At 63.0% G+C, this 14931-nt stretch carries 17 protein-coding genes; 6 read left to right on the top strand and 11 right to left on the bottom strand.

Translation table 11 applies throughout. The features are described 5' to 3' along the window. Nucleotides 1-38: 38 nt before the first annotated feature. Entirely contained in the window at nt 39-416 is a 378-nt protein-coding gene (locus CK627_RS07880) for a protein YgfX (RefSeq protein WP_095592067.1), read from the bottom strand. A gap of 19 nt (nt 417-435) precedes the next feature. Further along, entirely contained in the window at nt 436-705 is a 270-nt protein-coding gene (locus CK627_RS07875; RefSeq protein WP_005309363.1) for an FAD assembly factor SdhE, read from the bottom strand. A 113-nt stretch (nt 706-818) separates the two neighbouring features. Here CK627_RS07875 and ygfZ point away from each other — a divergent pair, with 113 nt between their 5' ends. Beyond that, complete coding sequence (gene ygfZ / locus CK627_RS07870) at nt 819-1724, top strand: tRNA-modifying protein YgfZ (RefSeq protein WP_095592066.1); 906 nt, start codon at nt 819-821, stop codon at nt 1722-1724. Between the two features lie 18 nt (nt 1725-1742). Here the strand turns inward: ygfZ and CK627_RS07865 are convergent, their stop codons facing one another. Further along, on the bottom strand, nt 1743-2621 hold the full coding sequence (locus CK627_RS07865; protein WP_010635038.1) for a LysR family transcriptional regulator: 879 nt from the start codon (nt 2619-2621) through the stop codon (nt 1743-1745). Between the two features lie 124 nt (nt 2622-2745). Between CK627_RS07865 and CK627_RS07860 the strand changes: the two genes are divergently transcribed. After that, a complete protein-coding gene (locus tag CK627_RS07860) occupies nt 2746-3183 on the top strand; it encodes a PACE efflux transporter (RefSeq protein ID WP_005309357.1) in 438 nt (145 codons plus the stop codon). A 95-nt stretch (nt 3184-3278) separates the two neighbouring features. Here the strand turns inward: CK627_RS07860 and CK627_RS07855 are convergent, their stop codons facing one another. Next, entirely contained in the window at nt 3279-3617 is a 339-nt protein-coding gene (locus CK627_RS07855; RefSeq protein WP_019839856.1) for a hypothetical protein, read from the bottom strand. A gap of 193 nt (nt 3618-3810) precedes the next feature. On the opposite strand from CK627_RS07855, the gene cutA reads away from it, so the two are divergent. The 4 genes from cutA to CK627_RS07835 all read left to right on the top strand — a co-directional run bounded on the left by cutA (nt 3811) and on the right by CK627_RS07835 (nt 6930). After that, nucleotides 3811-4128: a divalent-cation tolerance protein CutA gene (gene cutA / locus CK627_RS07850; protein WP_157737160.1), complete on the top strand. Its 318-nt coding sequence runs from the start codon at nt 3811-3813 to the stop codon at nt 4126-4128. After that, complete coding sequence (locus tag CK627_RS07845; protein ID WP_095592064.1) at nt 4125-5915, top strand: protein-disulfide reductase DsbD; 1791 nt, start codon at nt 4125-4127, stop codon at nt 5913-5915. Before cutA ends, CK627_RS07845 begins: the two co-directional genes overlap by 4 nt. Then, on the top strand, nt 5905-6438 hold the full coding sequence (locus CK627_RS07840; RefSeq protein ID WP_095592063.1) for a GNAT family N-acetyltransferase: 534 nt from the start codon (nt 5905-5907) through the stop codon (nt 6436-6438). The genes CK627_RS07845 and CK627_RS07840 overlap by 11 nt, the downstream gene beginning before the upstream one ends. Before the next feature lie 78 nt (nt 6439-6516). Further along, complete coding sequence (locus tag CK627_RS07835; protein ID WP_005309347.1) at nt 6517-6930, top strand: hypothetical protein; 414 nt, start codon at nt 6517-6519, stop codon at nt 6928-6930. Nucleotides 6931-6960: 30 nt separating this feature from the next. Here the strand turns inward: CK627_RS07835 and CK627_RS07830 are convergent, their stop codons facing one another. The 7 genes from CK627_RS07830 to hemE all read right to left on the bottom strand — a co-directional run bounded on the left by CK627_RS07830 (nt 6961) and on the right by hemE (nt 14911). After that, nucleotides 6961-7500 carry a hypothetical protein gene (locus CK627_RS07830; RefSeq protein ID WP_236660577.1) on the bottom strand — a complete coding sequence of 180 codons (540 nt, stop codon included), beginning with the start codon at nt 7498-7500 and terminating at the stop codon, nt 6961-6963. A gap of 230 nt (nt 7501-7730) precedes the next feature. Beyond that, on the bottom strand, nt 7731-9032 hold the full coding sequence (locus tag CK627_RS07825) for an NAD(P)/FAD-dependent oxidoreductase (protein WP_095592062.1): 1302 nt from the start codon (nt 9030-9032) through the stop codon (nt 7731-7733). 221 nt (nt 9033-9253) lie between these two features. Then, nucleotides 9254-10333 carry a class II fructose-bisphosphate aldolase gene (gene fbaA, locus CK627_RS07820; RefSeq protein ID WP_005309342.1) on the bottom strand — a complete coding sequence of 360 codons (1080 nt, stop codon included), beginning with the start codon at nt 10331-10333 and terminating at the stop codon, nt 9254-9256. Between the two features lie 115 nt (nt 10334-10448). After that, nucleotides 10449-11612: a phosphoglycerate kinase gene (locus CK627_RS07815; RefSeq protein ID WP_017764769.1), complete on the bottom strand. Its 1164-nt coding sequence runs from the start codon at nt 11610-11612 to the stop codon at nt 10449-10451. Nucleotides 11613-11674: 62 nt separating this feature from the next. Beyond that, a complete protein-coding gene (epd, locus tag CK627_RS07810) occupies nt 11675-12685 on the bottom strand; it encodes an erythrose-4-phosphate dehydrogenase (RefSeq protein ID WP_054544128.1) in 1011 nt (336 codons plus the stop codon). Between the two features lie 49 nt (nt 12686-12734). Beyond that, a complete protein-coding gene (locus tag CK627_RS07805; protein ID WP_095592061.1) occupies nt 12735-13664 on the bottom strand; it encodes an ROK family protein in 930 nt (309 codons plus the stop codon). Between the two features lie 179 nt (nt 13665-13843). Next, entirely contained in the window at nt 13844-14911 is a 1068-nt protein-coding gene (gene hemE / locus CK627_RS07800) for a uroporphyrinogen decarboxylase (RefSeq protein ID WP_024943205.1), read from the bottom strand. Between the last annotated feature and the right edge of the window lie 20 nt (nt 14912-14931).

Here is a 14931-nt window from a genome sequence, read left to right as displayed (position 1 = left end):
GGAATGCCCCGAGTGAACAACCTACAGAGAGATCACAGCTAGCGAGTCGGCTGGGAGAAGTGGATGGCGCGAGCCAGCGTGCGGTAGTGGGCCGGTGCCAGCGCATCGCTGAACAGCCAGAGCCGGCTGGCGGGACGCTCCACCGCTACCAGCTGCAACCAGAGCACACCGGGCCAGATGCGGCTGCCCGCCCCCAGTTGATAGCGGTTGCCCTGCCAGCTGAGCCACTGCCCGTCCCACTCCAGCACGCCGGTCATCCGGCTCGTGTCGAGCCAGGCTCGCCACAACCCCAGACCCCAGCAGGGCAGCAACAGTGCCCACTGCCAGCCCTGGATCAGGGCGGCCAGCGGCCACAGGATCAGCAGAAACAGCGACAACAGCAGCAGACGCTGCTGTCTGGAGACGGTGACGGGCATCGACACCCGTACGGATGGATCAACGCTGGCGATCGTGACGGGCCTGATTGCGTTCCAGGATCAGCGGGATCATGGCGGCGAAGGCGGGGTCTTCCGGCACGCCGTGGCCCATGCTCCAGCGGAACAGCTCCGGATCCTCACACTCCAGCAGGCGGATGAAGGTCTGCTGATCGGCCTCACTCAAGCCATCGAACTCGTGCTCGAAGAAGGGCATAAAGATCACATCCAGCTCGAGCATGCCACGGCGGCAGGCCCACTTCAGGCGGGATTTTTCAATTGGGCTCAACATGGAACTCTCCTTACAAAGACCCGGCGATGGTACCAGCTGGATTTTCCGGCTGACAAACATTCCTTACGTCTTTACCATGCAGGTCACATACTTTCTGTCTCTGGAATGCCATCGTGAGCCTGCCAATCCTTCCTGCCGAGCCAACCCTGTTCCCTCTGACCGATCTGGCCATCACCAGCCTGAGCGGCCCGGATCGCGCCAAATACCTGCAGGGTCAGGTCACCTGTGACGTCAACGCCCTGCAGCCAGGCCAGCACACCCTGGGCGGCCACTGCGATCCCAAGGGCAAGCTGTGGAGCGATTTTCGCCTGCTCTGCCTGAGCGATCGCCTGCTGATGCTGACCAAGCCGTCGGTGCTGGCCCGCCAGCTACCCGAGCTCAAGAAGTTCGCGATCTTTGCCAAGGTCGAGATCAGCGAAAATCACGGCCAGGCGGTCGGCGTGGCCGGTCAGGGAGCCGATGGCTGGATCGCGGGGCAATACGACCTGCAGCAGAGCGGCCTCATCGAGGGTGGCATGGCGGTGCGGATCGAAGCCGATCGCTGGCTGCTGGTCAGCGAACAGCCGCTGGCGCTGGCCCTGCCCAGCGGCCCCGAGTCGCTCTGGTGGGGACTGGAGATCAAGGCCGGCATCCCCCATCTGGAGGCGGTTCATCAGGGTGAGTACATTCCCCAGATGCTCAACCTGCAGGCGCTGGATGGCATCAGTTTCACCAAGGGCTGCTACATGGGGCAGGAGACGGTGGCCCGCGCCAAGTATCGCGGCGCCAACAACCGCGCCCTGTTCGTGCTGAGCGGCACCGCCACTACCCCGGTTACCAGCGGCGACACCCTGGAGATCCAGCTCGGTGACAACTGGCGCCGCAGCGGCATGGTGCTCAACGCCTGGCAGCAGGATGGCGAGCTGTGGCTCACCGCCGTGCTGCCCAAGGACACCGAGGCCGACGCCCGCTTCCGGCTCAAACAGGAAGAATGCTCAAGCCTGACCCTGCAGCCCCTCCCCTATCAGCTGACCGAGTAAGCGAAGCCAAGCGCCCTGCTAGCGCACCCGCGCCAGCAGGGCCTCCTTCAGCCAGCGCCCCGCCTGCCCGAGCGGGCGGGCGCGATGCCACTGCAGCTCCAGCGCCAGCTCGGGCTGGGTTATGAAGTCCGGCTTGAGCACCACCACCTCGCCCCGAGCCAGCGGCCGGTGCAGCAGAAAATCGGGCACCGCCGCCCACCCCAGCCCCAGTTTCACCAGCTCCAGGATCCCGAGATCCCCCTCTACCCACCACACCTGCGCCGACAGGCGAAAGCGATGGCGCTCCGTCCCCTCCCGTCGCCCTGTCACCAGCAGCTGGCGAGCCCCCTGCAGATCGCTCTCCCGCAGCGGCGCCTTGTGGGCCAGCGGATGTTCGGGGGAGACCACCAGTGGCATGGCGACGCCTCCCAGCGAGCGGGCCACGATCTCCTGCTGCGGGTGCTCCTTCTGATAGCTGATGCCGAGCTGGGCGCGGCCGCTGATCAGCATCTCGGTGAGATCCTCCATCAGCGGAAACAGCAGCTCCAGCTCAACCGTCGGGTAGTGGGTGGCGAACTCCTCCAGCACGGCGCCGAGCCAGGGCAGGTGGGAGTCATCATCGATGGCCAGGGTCAGGCGCGACTCGACGCCGCTGGCCAGCTCGCCGGCGATGGCCTGCAAGCGGGCGCTCTGGGCCAGCAAGATACCGGCCTCCTGGCTGATGCGCACGCCCGCCTCGGTCAGCACCGGATAGCGCCCGCTGCGATCGAACAACTCCAGCCCCAGATCTATCTCCAGATTGGCGATGGCGGTACTGACTACCGACTGCGCCTTGCCCAGCTGGCGCGCGGCCGCCGAGAAGGAGCCTGCCTGCGCGGCGGCCAGCAATACCCTGAGTTGTTCCAGCGATGGGTTCATCGTCCTGCTCCTGCAAATGCGGTCATCCATCTATTTTAGCGATGGATACCAACGTGAAACTATCAACAAATATGGATAGATTGCCAACCAGTCAGTCAACATAGCTGTTTAAAGAGAGGAATTTATGCGTACCCGCAATGACCGTATCCGCCACGCCATCGGCTTTGAAGTGATAGGTCTGCTCATCGCAGCCCCCCTGGCCAGCTGGATCACAGGCATCGAGCTCAGCCACATGGGGCCGCTGGCCGTCCTGTTCTCGGTACTGGCCACCGTCTGGAACTATGTCTACAACATCGGCTTCGACAAGCTGCTGCTCAAGTACCAGGGTCACCCGCACAAGACCTTGTGGCAGCGCGTGGTCCATGCGTTCGGCTTTGAAGGGGGCTTCATGGCGCTCACCCTGCCGGTCATCGCCTGGTGGCTGGATCTCGCCCTGCTGGCGGCGCTGGCGCTCAATATCGGCTTCGTGACCTTCTATCTGGTCTACGCCTTCGTCTACAACTGGAGCTACGACAAGGTGTACCCGATCCCGGGTCAGTGGCAGCAGAACGCACTGGGTTGAACGACGGCAAAAAGCGGTGGGAAAAACGAGGCACCATCATGCAAGAGGCATGATGGTGCTGGGGGAGGACAAGCCCGGCGGGCCTGCCGTAGCCTTCAGGCTTGTGCCTTCAGCTCTTCGGTCTGGGCCTCTGCCTCGGCCTCCTGGGTCAGCATGGCCTCAAGGTCGCTCTGGTACTGGGTCAGCAGACGCTGGGCCGCCACCATGTCACCCTTGTGCAGGCGCTCGAACAGATGGTGTTGCACCACGCCGTTGAGATACTCCACCGTGACCGGTTGCTCCAGGGTCTCCAGCAACTCCTCTTTTTCCAGCTCGGCATTGATTTCATCGGCACTGGTACGCAGCAGACCGGCCAGTTGCACCAACATACGGCGCTCACCTTCGCGCAACAGGCTCAACATGCGGTTTCTCTGCTGCTCATTCTGTTGGGTCATACATTTCCTTACGTCGAATGGGAACAAGCCCGCTCATTCTGCCTTGTCGCTCTGACAGCGTCTATCTCATGTCCCCCACTTATTTTCATGTCGCAGCCACAAAGTGCGCCAGATGCTATTTGACCCGTCGCTAGGTATAGTAGCCACTGGTTTGCGGGCGCCTTGCCGCCCGGTACGGACGAGAAATTTCACCATGATTGACGCCATTCTGGTGCTTTGCACCTGCCCGGATGAGGCCAGTGCCGACCTCATCTGCGAACAACTGCTCGATCGGCGGCTGGCGGCCTGCATCAACCAGCTGCCCGGCCTCACCTCCGTCTATCGCTGGCAGGGCCGGATCGAGCGGGCCACGGAGGTCCAGCTCATCATCAAGTCGCAAGCGGCCCTGTTCGAGCCGCTGCGCCAGTGCATTCTTGCTCATCACCCCTATGAGGTGCCCGAGATCCTGGCGCTGCCCACAAGCCAGGGCCACCAGCCCTATCTCGACTGGATAAAACAGGAAACCTCATGACGCCGTTTCGTCTGCTCTCTCCCCTGCTGTTGCTCTGCGCCCTGCTGGCCGGGCTGGGCTCACTGCCAGCCCGCGCCAGCAGCACGGATCTGCTGAGTGCCCTCGGCATCGAGGCCAGTGCCCAGCCCAAATTCCTGAAGGTGGACGAGGCGTTCGTCCTCGAGAGCGAACAGCAGGGCAACCGGCTGCTGCTGCGCCTGCGCATCGCCGACGACTACTATCTCTACCGCCACCGTTTCAGCTTCCAGGGCGAGAACCTCGCCTTCGAGGAGCCGGTGCTGCCCGCCGGCACCGATCATGAAGACGACTTCTTCGGCAAGACCCAGGTCTATTACCGGGAGGTGCAGATCCCCGTCACCCTGACCAAGGCGGGCCAGCAGGCTAGCCTCAAGATCAGCTATCAGGGCTGTACCGATGGCCTCTGCTATCCCCCGACCGACAAGCGGATCGCCGTCGAGCCCCTCGTCGCCGAACCACCGCATGACCAGGTCGATGCGCCTACGCCGGCCCCGGCCAGCAGTCAGCAGGATCAGCTGGCGGCCGCCCTCGGCAACCAGGGGTTCTGGCTCAGCGTCGCCGCCTTCTTCGCACTGGGGCTCGGCCTCGCCTTCACCCCCTGCGTCTTCCCCATGTATCCCATCCTGACCGGGATCATCGCCGGGGCCGGCCATCGCCTCTCCACCCGCCGCGCCTTCCTGCTCTCCTTCGTCTACGTGCAGGGGATGGCGGTCACCTACACCCTGCTCGGGCTGGTGGTGGCGTCGGCAGGCTTGAAATTCCAGGCCGCGCTGCAGCACCCCTATGTGCTGATCGGGCTCTCGGTGATGTTCGTGCTGCTGGCCCTCTCCATGTTCGGGCTCTATACCCTGCAGCTGCCGAGCAGCCTGCAGACCCGACTCTCCGGTCTCTCCAACCGCCAGCAGGGCGGCTCCGTACTCGGGGTCGGCATCATGGGGATGATCTCCGGCTTGGTCTGCTCCCCCTGCACCACGGCCCCCCTCTCCGGCGCCCTCATCTACGTGGCCCAGAGCGGCGATCTCTGGCTCGGCGGCGCGGCCCTCTACGCCCTGTCGCTGGGGATGGGGCTGCCGCTGCTGCTGCTCGGCACCTCGGGCGGCAAACTGCTGCCCAAGGCGGGCGCCTGGATGGACGTGATCAAGCAGCTGTTCGGGTTTGCGCTGCTGGCGGTGCCCATCCTGCTGCTCTCCAGGCTGTGGAGCGATCAGGTCGCCACCCTGGCCTGGCTCGGCTGGGGGCTGCTGCTGTGCGGCTACCTCTACCATCACAACCAGCACCAGCAACATTCGGTGGGGCGCAGCCTGCGCGGTTTCGTGCTGCTGCTGGCGATGATCAGCGCCGTGGTGGTGGGCAAGGATCTGCTGCTGCCCTCCCCGGGCGCCAGCGTCGCCGCCCAGGCCGAGACGCCGGCCTTCATCCGCATCAAGACCCTGGACGATCTCAAGACCCAGCTGGCCGCCGCCCGCGGCAAGCCGGTGCTGCTCGATCTCTATGCCGACTGGTGCGTGGCCTGCAAGGAGTTCGAATACAAGACCTTCAGCGACCCCGCCGTGCGCGAGCGCTTCGGCCAGATGGTACTGCTGCAGGCGGACGTCACCGCCAACGACGATGCCGATGTGGAACTGCTCAACGGTCTCAACGTGCTGGGCCTGCCAACCCTGATCTTCTTCGACCGCGCCGGCAATGAAGTGAGCGGCCAGCGGGTGACCGGCTTTATGGGGCCCGCCGAGTTCCTCGGTCAGCTGGACAGGATTGGCGATGCCAACTGAACTGCGTCAGCTGCAGGCAAGCGATGCGCCCGCCCTGCAGCGGCTGTTCGAACAGGCTCCGACCTATCAGGCGGCGATAAGTCACGCGCCGCTCTGCGCCCAGGCAGCAGAGGAGGCGCTCACGGCCTGTCCGCCGACGCTGCCCTTCTCTGCCAAACAGGTGATCGGGTGCTGGGAGGCGGGGGAGCTTACCGCAGTGCTCGATCTGCTGCGCGACTATCCCGAGCCCACCACCGCCTATCTGGGGCTACTGCTGGTGGGCGAGCCCTGGCAGGGGGCCGGCCGCGGTCAGGCGCTCTATCTGCACGCCTGCACGCTGGCTCGCTCCTGGGGCGCAACCCGGCTGCGGCTGTCGGTCATTGCCAGCAATGAGGTCGCCTTGTCCTTCTGGCAGCGCCGAGGGTTCACCGAGCGCTATCGCCGCGAGCTGGCCGGCTACCGGGCCGAGGCGATCGTGCTGGAGCGCACCATCGACCCCGCCCCTTCCGGACACGCCCCCTCCCTCTCGCCCCTTACTGACTGATTTTTCTGGCAATCCCTTGTATATGGTCGGCAGCATGGCAAAATTTGCCCTTTCCCGTCTCGTTCGTCCGGAGTTTTGATGAAAAAGTGGTTCATCCCCCTGCTGGCCCTCTGGCTCTATGGCTGTTACGCAGGTCCAGGTGAAGAGGCAATCCGGACCCAGGTCACCGCCAAGCTGCAGGCCGACACCGACGCCAATCTGTTCGAGATCAGCGACTTCGCCATCCTGGACAAGGAAGAGCGCATGGAGGGGGTCTATCTGGTCAAGGTGAGCTACCAGCTCCACTTCAAGCGGGGGCTGGAGCAGTTGCAGGTACTGCAGGACGAGGATCTGGTCTATGACAGGGTCGGTCCCTTCCAGCAGGAGATGGGGCTGATGGAGCTGGAACGCAAATACGGCGAGTTCGAGGCGGGCCAGGTGCTGCCCCAGCAGGCCGAAGTGTGGATGATGAAGACCGAACAGGGCTGGCGTCTGGCCGAGCCCGCTCACTGACGCGGCCCCGGCCAGGCAACCCGGGCCGACTCAGGCCTGGGTATCCACCATATAACCCTTCCGGTCGGGCGCGTCGCTCGGGATCTTGCTGGCAAAGGCCGACAGCAGATCCTTCAGAGTCACCCCGCTACCGCTGTTGCCGCTGCTCTCCAGCAGGCTGGAGAATTGACTCTGCAGGGCGCTCACCTCGCTGCCAGGCTCCCCTTCCCCATCCAGCTGACCCAGCAGGCTCTGCAGATCCAGCTTCATGGGATTGTCATTGCTGCCAGTGGCGATGGCCTTGCTCCCCTCCTGCTGAGCGTGCAGGGCATCCATCAGGCTCGCCATGAAGGAATCGAGTGAACCACCGCTGGCGGCGGTACTCTCGGTACTCTCACCGCTCTCTTCCTCGCTCTTGCCCGACAGGCCCAGCTCGGCCAGCACCGACTTGAGATCCTGCTCCATCTTGTTGCTCGCACCGGGGGGCGGCGGGGGCGGCATCTCTGGTCTCTCCTGCCGTTCGCCGCTGCGCGTTGCCAGCAGTTGCGCCAGCGATCCGACGCTTCCCGCGGCTGTTACGTTTGTTGTCATTGTCCTGATCTCCTGAGCGGGGCCGCCGCTGATCCTCAGCGGCTCGAACCCCGTTCACAGATGGCAAACCCCGCGCCAATCCAGTGTGTTCCTCTGATCAGCACAAGAAATTGGCGCATGATGGATTTTTGACAACTCCGACTATAAAGCGAGGCAACGGCAGGATTAATCCGGCTGGCCAGCAAACGGGGCGGCAACCGCTTGCCGAGCCGTGGCAAGCCCTGACTCGCTTAGAACAGATCCTTGAAGCGATACCAGAGCATGCCGAGCGCCAGCAAGGGCGAACGCAGCGCCGGGCCGCCGGGGAAGGTCATGTGCGGCACGCGGCCAAACAGATCCAGCCCCCGGCTCTCCCCCCTGATCGCCTCTGCCACCAGCTTGCCCGCCATGTGGGTAGCGTTGAGGCCGTGGCCGGAATAGGCCTGGGCATAGAAGACGTTGGGATGATCCGCCAGGCGGCCGATCTGGGGCAGCCGGTTGGCTCCTATGCCTATCATGCCGCCCCACTGGAACTCGATGGCGGTCTCCGCCAGCTCGGGAAACACCCGCAGCAGCTTGGGCAGCATGAAGGCCTTGATGTCGCGAGGATCCCGTCCCGAGTAGTTGCAGGCCCCGCCAAACAGCAGGCGGCCGTCGGCGGAGAGGCGGTAGTAGTCGAGCGCCACGTTCTGATCGCACACCGCCATGTTTTGGGGCAGCAACCGCTGGCGCAGCCGTTTCTCCAGCACCTCGGTGGCGAGGATGTAGGAGCCCGCCGGCAGCACCTTGCCCCCCAGCTCGGGGTTGAGGTCGTTAAGATAAGCGTTGCAACCGATCACCAGGTAGTCAGCGCTGACCCGGCCGTGGGCCGTGGTGACCTGCAGCCGATCGCCATAGTCGATATGCACCACTCTGGACTGCTCAAACAGGGCCACTCCCAGGCTGGCCGCCGCGCGTGCCTCACCCAGCGCCAGATTGAGAGGGTGCAGGTGGCCGGAGCCCATGTCGATCATGCCGCCGATGTAGCGATCTGATCCCACCACGCTATGCATATCTTCGCGCGCCACCAGTTTCAGCTCGTGCCGGTAGCCGAGGCTCGCCAGGTGCGCCGCCTCCTCTGCAAACCAGGCCAGATGGCGCTGACGGGTGGCGAGATCGCAGTAGCCCCAGCGCAGGTCGCAGTCGATGTTGAAGCGCTCGACGCGCTCGCGCACCAGCTCGACCGCCGCCAGCCCCATCAAATCCAGCTCGCGCACGCCCTCTTCACCAATCCAGCGGGCGAACTGGCTGGTGTCGTGACCGATGCCACGGATGAGCTGACCGCCGTTGCGCCCGGAGGCGCCCCAGCCGATACGGTTGGCTTCCAGCAGCACCACCTTGTAGCCCGCCTCGGCCAGATTGATGGCGGTATTGAGACCGGTGAAGCCGCCGCCTATGATGCAGACCTCGGCATTGCACTCCCCGCTGAGCTCTGGCCACTGCTGATTGTCATTGCGGGTGGCCGCGTAATAGGAGGCCACGTGTTCCTGATGTGTGTTGTGCTTTCCCTGCATGTTCAGCATCCTGCCCTGGTCCCGTTGCGTTTACTAAAATAAACGGCCTGTCATCGATAATACGCAGGCCCCCGTCGCCAATCCAGCCCGCCGGGATCACAGAAATGCAAAAGGCGTCCCAAAGGACGCCTTGTCACGAGCAGACCGCCCATCGCGATCCGCGCTCATGCAAAAGGCGCCCCGCAGGGCGCCTTTTCATGCAATCAAGGTGCTGTAACGAATTACAGTACGTTGATGGCGTTCAGGTCGGAGAAAGCCTGTTCCAGACGCTTGATCATGGAAGTCTGACCGGCACGCAGCCATACGCGCGGATCGTAGAACTTCTTGTTCGGCTTGTCGGCACCTTCCGGGTTGCCCAGCTGACCTTGCAGGTAGGCTTCGTTGGTCTTGTAGAAGTCCAGGATGCCTTCCCAGGTCGCCCACTGGGTGTCGGTGTCGATGTTCATCTTCACTACGCCGTAGGAGATGGACTCGCGGATCTCTTCCAGAGTGGAACCTGAGCCACCGTGGAATACGAAGTCCAGAGACTTGGCAGGGATGCCGAACTTCTCGGACACGTACTTCTGGGAAGCGTCCAGGATGGACGGGGTCAGCTTGACGTTACCCGGCTTGTAGACACCGTGCACGTTGCCGAAGGAGGCAGCGATGGTGAAGCGCGGGCTGATCTTGGACAGACGCTCGTAGGCGTAGGCCACGTCTTCCGGCTGGGTGTACAGAGCGGACTGATCCATGTGGCTGTTGTCGACGCCGTCTTCTTCGCCGCCGGTGCAACCCAGTTCCAGTTCCAGAGTCATGTTCATCTTGGCCATGCGGGTCAGGTACTCGCAGCAGATGTCGATGTTCTCTTCCAGAGACTCTTCGGACAGATCCAGCATGTGGGAGGAGAACAGCGGCTTGCCGGTTTCAGCGAAGTGCTTCTCGCCCGCTTCCAGCAGACCGTCGATCCACGGCAGCAGCTTCTTGGCAGCGTGGTCGGTGTGCAGGATGACCGGTACACCGTAAGCTTCGGCAACGGCGTGCACGTGCTTGGCACCGGAGATGGCACCGATGATGGCAGCCTGCTGACCTTCCAGCTTCAGACCCTTACCAGCGGTGAATGCAGCACCACCGTTGGAGAACTGAACGATAACCGGCGCTTTCACCTTGGCGGCAGCTTCCAGCACGGCGTTCACGGAGTCGGTACCGACGCAGTTGACTGCCGGCAGAGCGAAGCCGTTCTCTTTCGCGATGGCGAACACTTTCTGAACGTCATCACCAGTGATCACGCCCGGTTTTACGAAGTCGAAAATTTTCTTAGACATGTTTAATCGTCCTGTCTCGTATGCCGTTAATAAAAAATGGGGGGTTCATCATGAACCGGCACAGCGGCCACATGATAAACGAAACGGGAGGCTTTTGCCCCCCGTCTCGGGTCAATTAGGCTTTGGCGCGCTGTTCCAGAATCGCAACAGCCGGCAGTACCTTGCCTTCCACGAACTCCAGGAAGGCGCCGCCGCCGGTGGAGATGTAGGAGACCTTGTCGGCGATGCCGAACTTGTCGATGGCGGCCAGGGTGTCACCACCGCCAGCGATGGAGAAGGCCGGGGATTCAGCGATGGCGCGAGCGATCACTTCGGTACCCTTGGCGAACTGGTCGAACTCGAACACGCCGACCGGGCCGTTCCACAGGATGGTCTTGGCGTTCATGATGATGTCGGCCAGGGCCTTGGCAGAGTCAGGGCCGATGTCGAAGATCATGTCGCCGTCGGTCACGTCAGAGACGGACTTGATGGTGGCCGGGGTGGACTCGGAGAACTCGGCACCGACAACCACGTCGGTGGTCACCGGGATGTTGGTTTCGGCAGCCAGTTTCTTGGCGGTGTCGATCAGGTCGTGCTCGCACAGGGACTTGCCGACGTTGTGACCGGCAGCAGCGATGAAGGTGTTGGCGATGCCACCACCGACCACCAGCTGGTCAGCGATCTTGGAGAGGGATTCCAGTACGGTCAGCTTGGTGGAGACCTTGGAGCCACCAACGATGGCAACCATCGGGCGCTCAGGCTTCAGCATGGCTTTGCCCAGGGCTTCCAGTTCACCCGCCAGCAGCGGACCGGCACAGGCGACCGGTGCAAACTGGGCCACACCGTAGGTGGAGCCTTCGGCGCGGTGAGCAGTACCGAACGCATCCATTACAAAGACGTCACACAGGGCGGCGTATTTTTTGGCCAGCTCTTCGGTGTTCTTCTTCTCGCCTTTGTTGAAACGGCAGTTTTCCAGCACAACCAGCTCACCGGCGGCGACTTCTACGCCATCCAGGTAGTCTTTGGCCAGACGAACCGGGCAGGACAGTGCGTCTTTCAGATAGTTGACAACCGGAGCCAGGGAGAATTCTTCGTTGTATTCACCCTCGGTCGGACGACCCAGGTGGGAGGTGATCATCAGCTTGGCGCCCTTTTCCAGAGCCAGCTTGATGGTCGGCAGAGTCGCAACGATACGTGCATCGGAGGTGACCTTGCCGTCTTTTACCGGCACGTTCAGGTCAGCACGGATCAGAACGCGTTTGCCCGCCAGATCCAGGTCAGTCATCTTGATAACAGACATATTCAGTCCTCTATATTTTCAGGTAATGTTAAAAACAGTAACCTTGCGCCCGGTGCAGGCTCTCAGCCTGCGGCCATCATGGCCCGGGTGGTATCCAGCATGCGGTTGGCGAAGCCCCATTCGTTATCACACCACATCAACATCTTGACGAGGTTGGCATCGCTGACCCGGGTCTGGGTACCATCAATGATGCAGGAGTGAGCATCATGATTAAAGTCTACGGAGACCAGTGGCTCTTCCGTGTAATCCAGAATACCGCTTAATGTACCTCTGGATGCCCGTTGCAGGGCTTGATTTACGTCAGTAACCGTCACTTTTTTACGAACAGTAATACTGAGATCCATTGCCGTTACATTGATGGTCGGTACCCGTACCGCGATCGCCTCGAATTTGCCGGCGAAGTGGGGGAGGATCCGCTCCAACCCCTTGGCCAGCTTGGTATCCACCGGGATGATGGACTGGCTGGCGGCGCGGGTTCGGCGCAAGTCGCTGTGGTAGGCATCGATGACTTGCTGATCATGCATGGCCGAATGAATTGTCGTAATAGTACCACAATTTATCTCGAATTCTCGATGCAATGTTTCGATGACGGGGACCACGCAGTTGGTGGTGCAGGAGGCGTTCGAGACGATCCGCTCGCGCCCGGTCAACACCTGATGGTTGACTCCGTAGACGATGGTGGCGTCCACATCCGCCTCGGCCGGATGGGAGAACAACACCTTGCCCGCCCCCGCCGCCAGATGCAGCTCGGCATCGGCTCGCGAGCCGAACACCCCGGTGCAATCCAGCACCACATCCACCCCCAGCGCCCGCCATGGCAATCTGGACGGGTCTTTCTCGGCAAACAGGGAGATGAGATCCTCCCCCACCAGCATGCTGTTGCCGGCCAGCTGCACCGGATGGTGGAAGCGACCGTGACTGGTGTCGAAGCGGGTCAGGTGCACCATGGCTTCGGGGGCGGCCAGCTCGTTGATGGCCACTATCTTGATGTTCTTGTCGCGGCCGCTCTCGTAGAGGGCCCGCAGCACGTTGCGGCCGATCCGCCCGTACCCGTTGATGGCAATCTTGATCATGAAAATTCCGGGTCCTCAGCATGGACAAAGGGACAAGCGGATGGCTGACTCACGACAGCAGGGCATCCTGAAATTCACCGCGGGCCAGCAGTGCCGCCCCGAATACCCCGGCGCTGTCCCCCAGGGCTGGAGCAATAATGGGGGTGGCGAAGCGGGGATTAAAGAGGAAGGGCAAAATAGTCTCCCGTCCGGCACGGTACAGGCTCTGCACGTTGCCGACCCCGCCGCCGATGACGATCACATCCGGATCCAGGATGTTGACCACGTTGGCCAGCGCCTGGCCAAACAGCAGATGCAGCCGGTCGATGGTGAGCTTGGCCACGTGGTCGTGAGCCATCACCGCCGCGATCTTGGCCAGCGGGAGGCGGCGCTTGGCCTTGGCCTCGTACCAGGCCTCCAGCGCCGGGCCGCTGATGAAGGTCTCGACGCAGCCGCGTTTGCCGCAGTAGCACTCGGGGCCGTCGGGTGAGAGCACGTTGTGGCCCCACTCGCCGGCGATGCCGTGGTGGCCGTTGAGGATGCGGCCATTGATGACGATACCGGAGCCGACCCCGGTGCCCATGATGATGCCGAACACAACCTTGGCGTCGGGATGGTGCTGGCGCACCGCCCCCAGATGGGTTTCCGCCAGCGCGAAGCAGTTGGCGTCGTTGGCGATCAGCACGGGCACGCCGAGCCGGCGCTCCAGATCTTCCTTGAACGGCCTGCCGTTGAGCTCGGTGGTGTTGCAGTTCTTCATCAGGCCGGTTTGCGGATCCCGCGCCCCCGGCGTCCCCATGCCGATGAGGGCCGGCCGCTGGCCGAGCTTGTCGGCGCACTCTGCCACCAGCTTGGCGATCTGGCCGATCATGTGGTCATAACCGCCGGCACGCTCGGTGGGAATGCGATGGCGCAGCAGCACCTCGTCCCCTTCCAGTACCACGCACTCGCACTTGGTACCGCCAAGGTCGATACCCCAATCCAACAACCTGTTGCTCATCCTGCCTCCAGCCATGACCGCAGGGCGCCAACTCCGGAGTGCACTGCCGTGCCCGCCTTAAGTCGACCGCCCTCTACCGGGTTGCAGTGTAACCCGAGCGACGGTCAGGATGCAGCCCCCGCCGCAGGCAGCAAAACGGGGCCCGCAGGCCCCGTTGTTCATTGTGCTGTCGGCGGCGCTCAGCGGCCGTGGTACTGGGCTGACAGCTCGTGGACCGCGTTGACGAACACGCCGGCATGCTCCGGGTTCACATCCTGATGAATGCCGTGACCCAGGTTGAAGACATGGCCATTGCCGTGACCGAAACCGGCCAGGATGGAGGCGACCTCTTCACGGATGCGGGCCGGGCTGGCGTAGAGCATGGAGGGGTCCATGTTGCCCTGCAGCGCCACCTTGTCGCCGACCCGACGCTTGGCGTCGGCGATGTCGGTGGTCCAGTCCAGACCCAGCGCATCGCAACCGGTGGCGGCGATCTGCTCCAGCCACTGACCACCGTTCTTGGTGAACAGGGTGACCGGCACGCGGCGACCGTCGTGCTCGCGGATGAGACCATCGACGATCTTGTGCATGTACTGCAGGGAGAAGTCGCGGTAATCGCGCGGGGTGAGCACGCCGCCCCAGGTATCGAACACCATGACCGCCTGGGCGCCGGCCTTGATCTGGGCGTTGAGATAGGCAATGACGCTGTCGGCCAGCTTGTCGAGCAGCAGGTGCAGGGTCATGGGCTCTGCATACATCATCTGCTTGATCTTGGTGAACGCCTTGGAGCTGCCCCCCTCCACCATGTAGGTGGCCAGGGTCCAGGGGCTGCCGGAGAAGCCGATGAGCGGCACTTCGCCCTTGAGCTCGCGGCGGATGGTGCGCACCGCGTTCATCACGTAGCCCAGCTCATCTTCCGGATCCGGCACCGGCAGCGCCTGCACGTCGGCCATGGAGGTGATCGGACGCTCGAAGCGCGGGCCTTCACCCTGCTCGAAATAGAGACCCAGCCCCATGGCATCGGGCACGGTGAGGATGTCGGAGAAGAGGATGGCGGCATCGAGCGGATAGCGGCGCAGCGGCTGCAGGGTGACTTCACAAGCCAGCTCGGCGTTGCGGCACAGGGACATGAAATCCCCCGCCTGGGCGCGGGTGGCCTTGTATTCCGGCAGATAGCGGCCAGCCTGGCGCATCATCCATACCGGGGTCATGTCCACTTCCTGGCGCAGCAGGGCACGCAGGTAACGATCGTTCTTCAGCTCTTTCATCCCAGTTCCTGAGTTCATAT

Source organism: Aeromonas dhakensis, assembly GCF_002285935.1.
Taxonomy (GTDB): domain Bacteria; phylum Pseudomonadota; class Gammaproteobacteria; order Enterobacterales; family Aeromonadaceae; genus Aeromonas; species Aeromonas dhakensis.
This window is presented reverse-complemented; position numbering and strand designations above follow the sequence as displayed.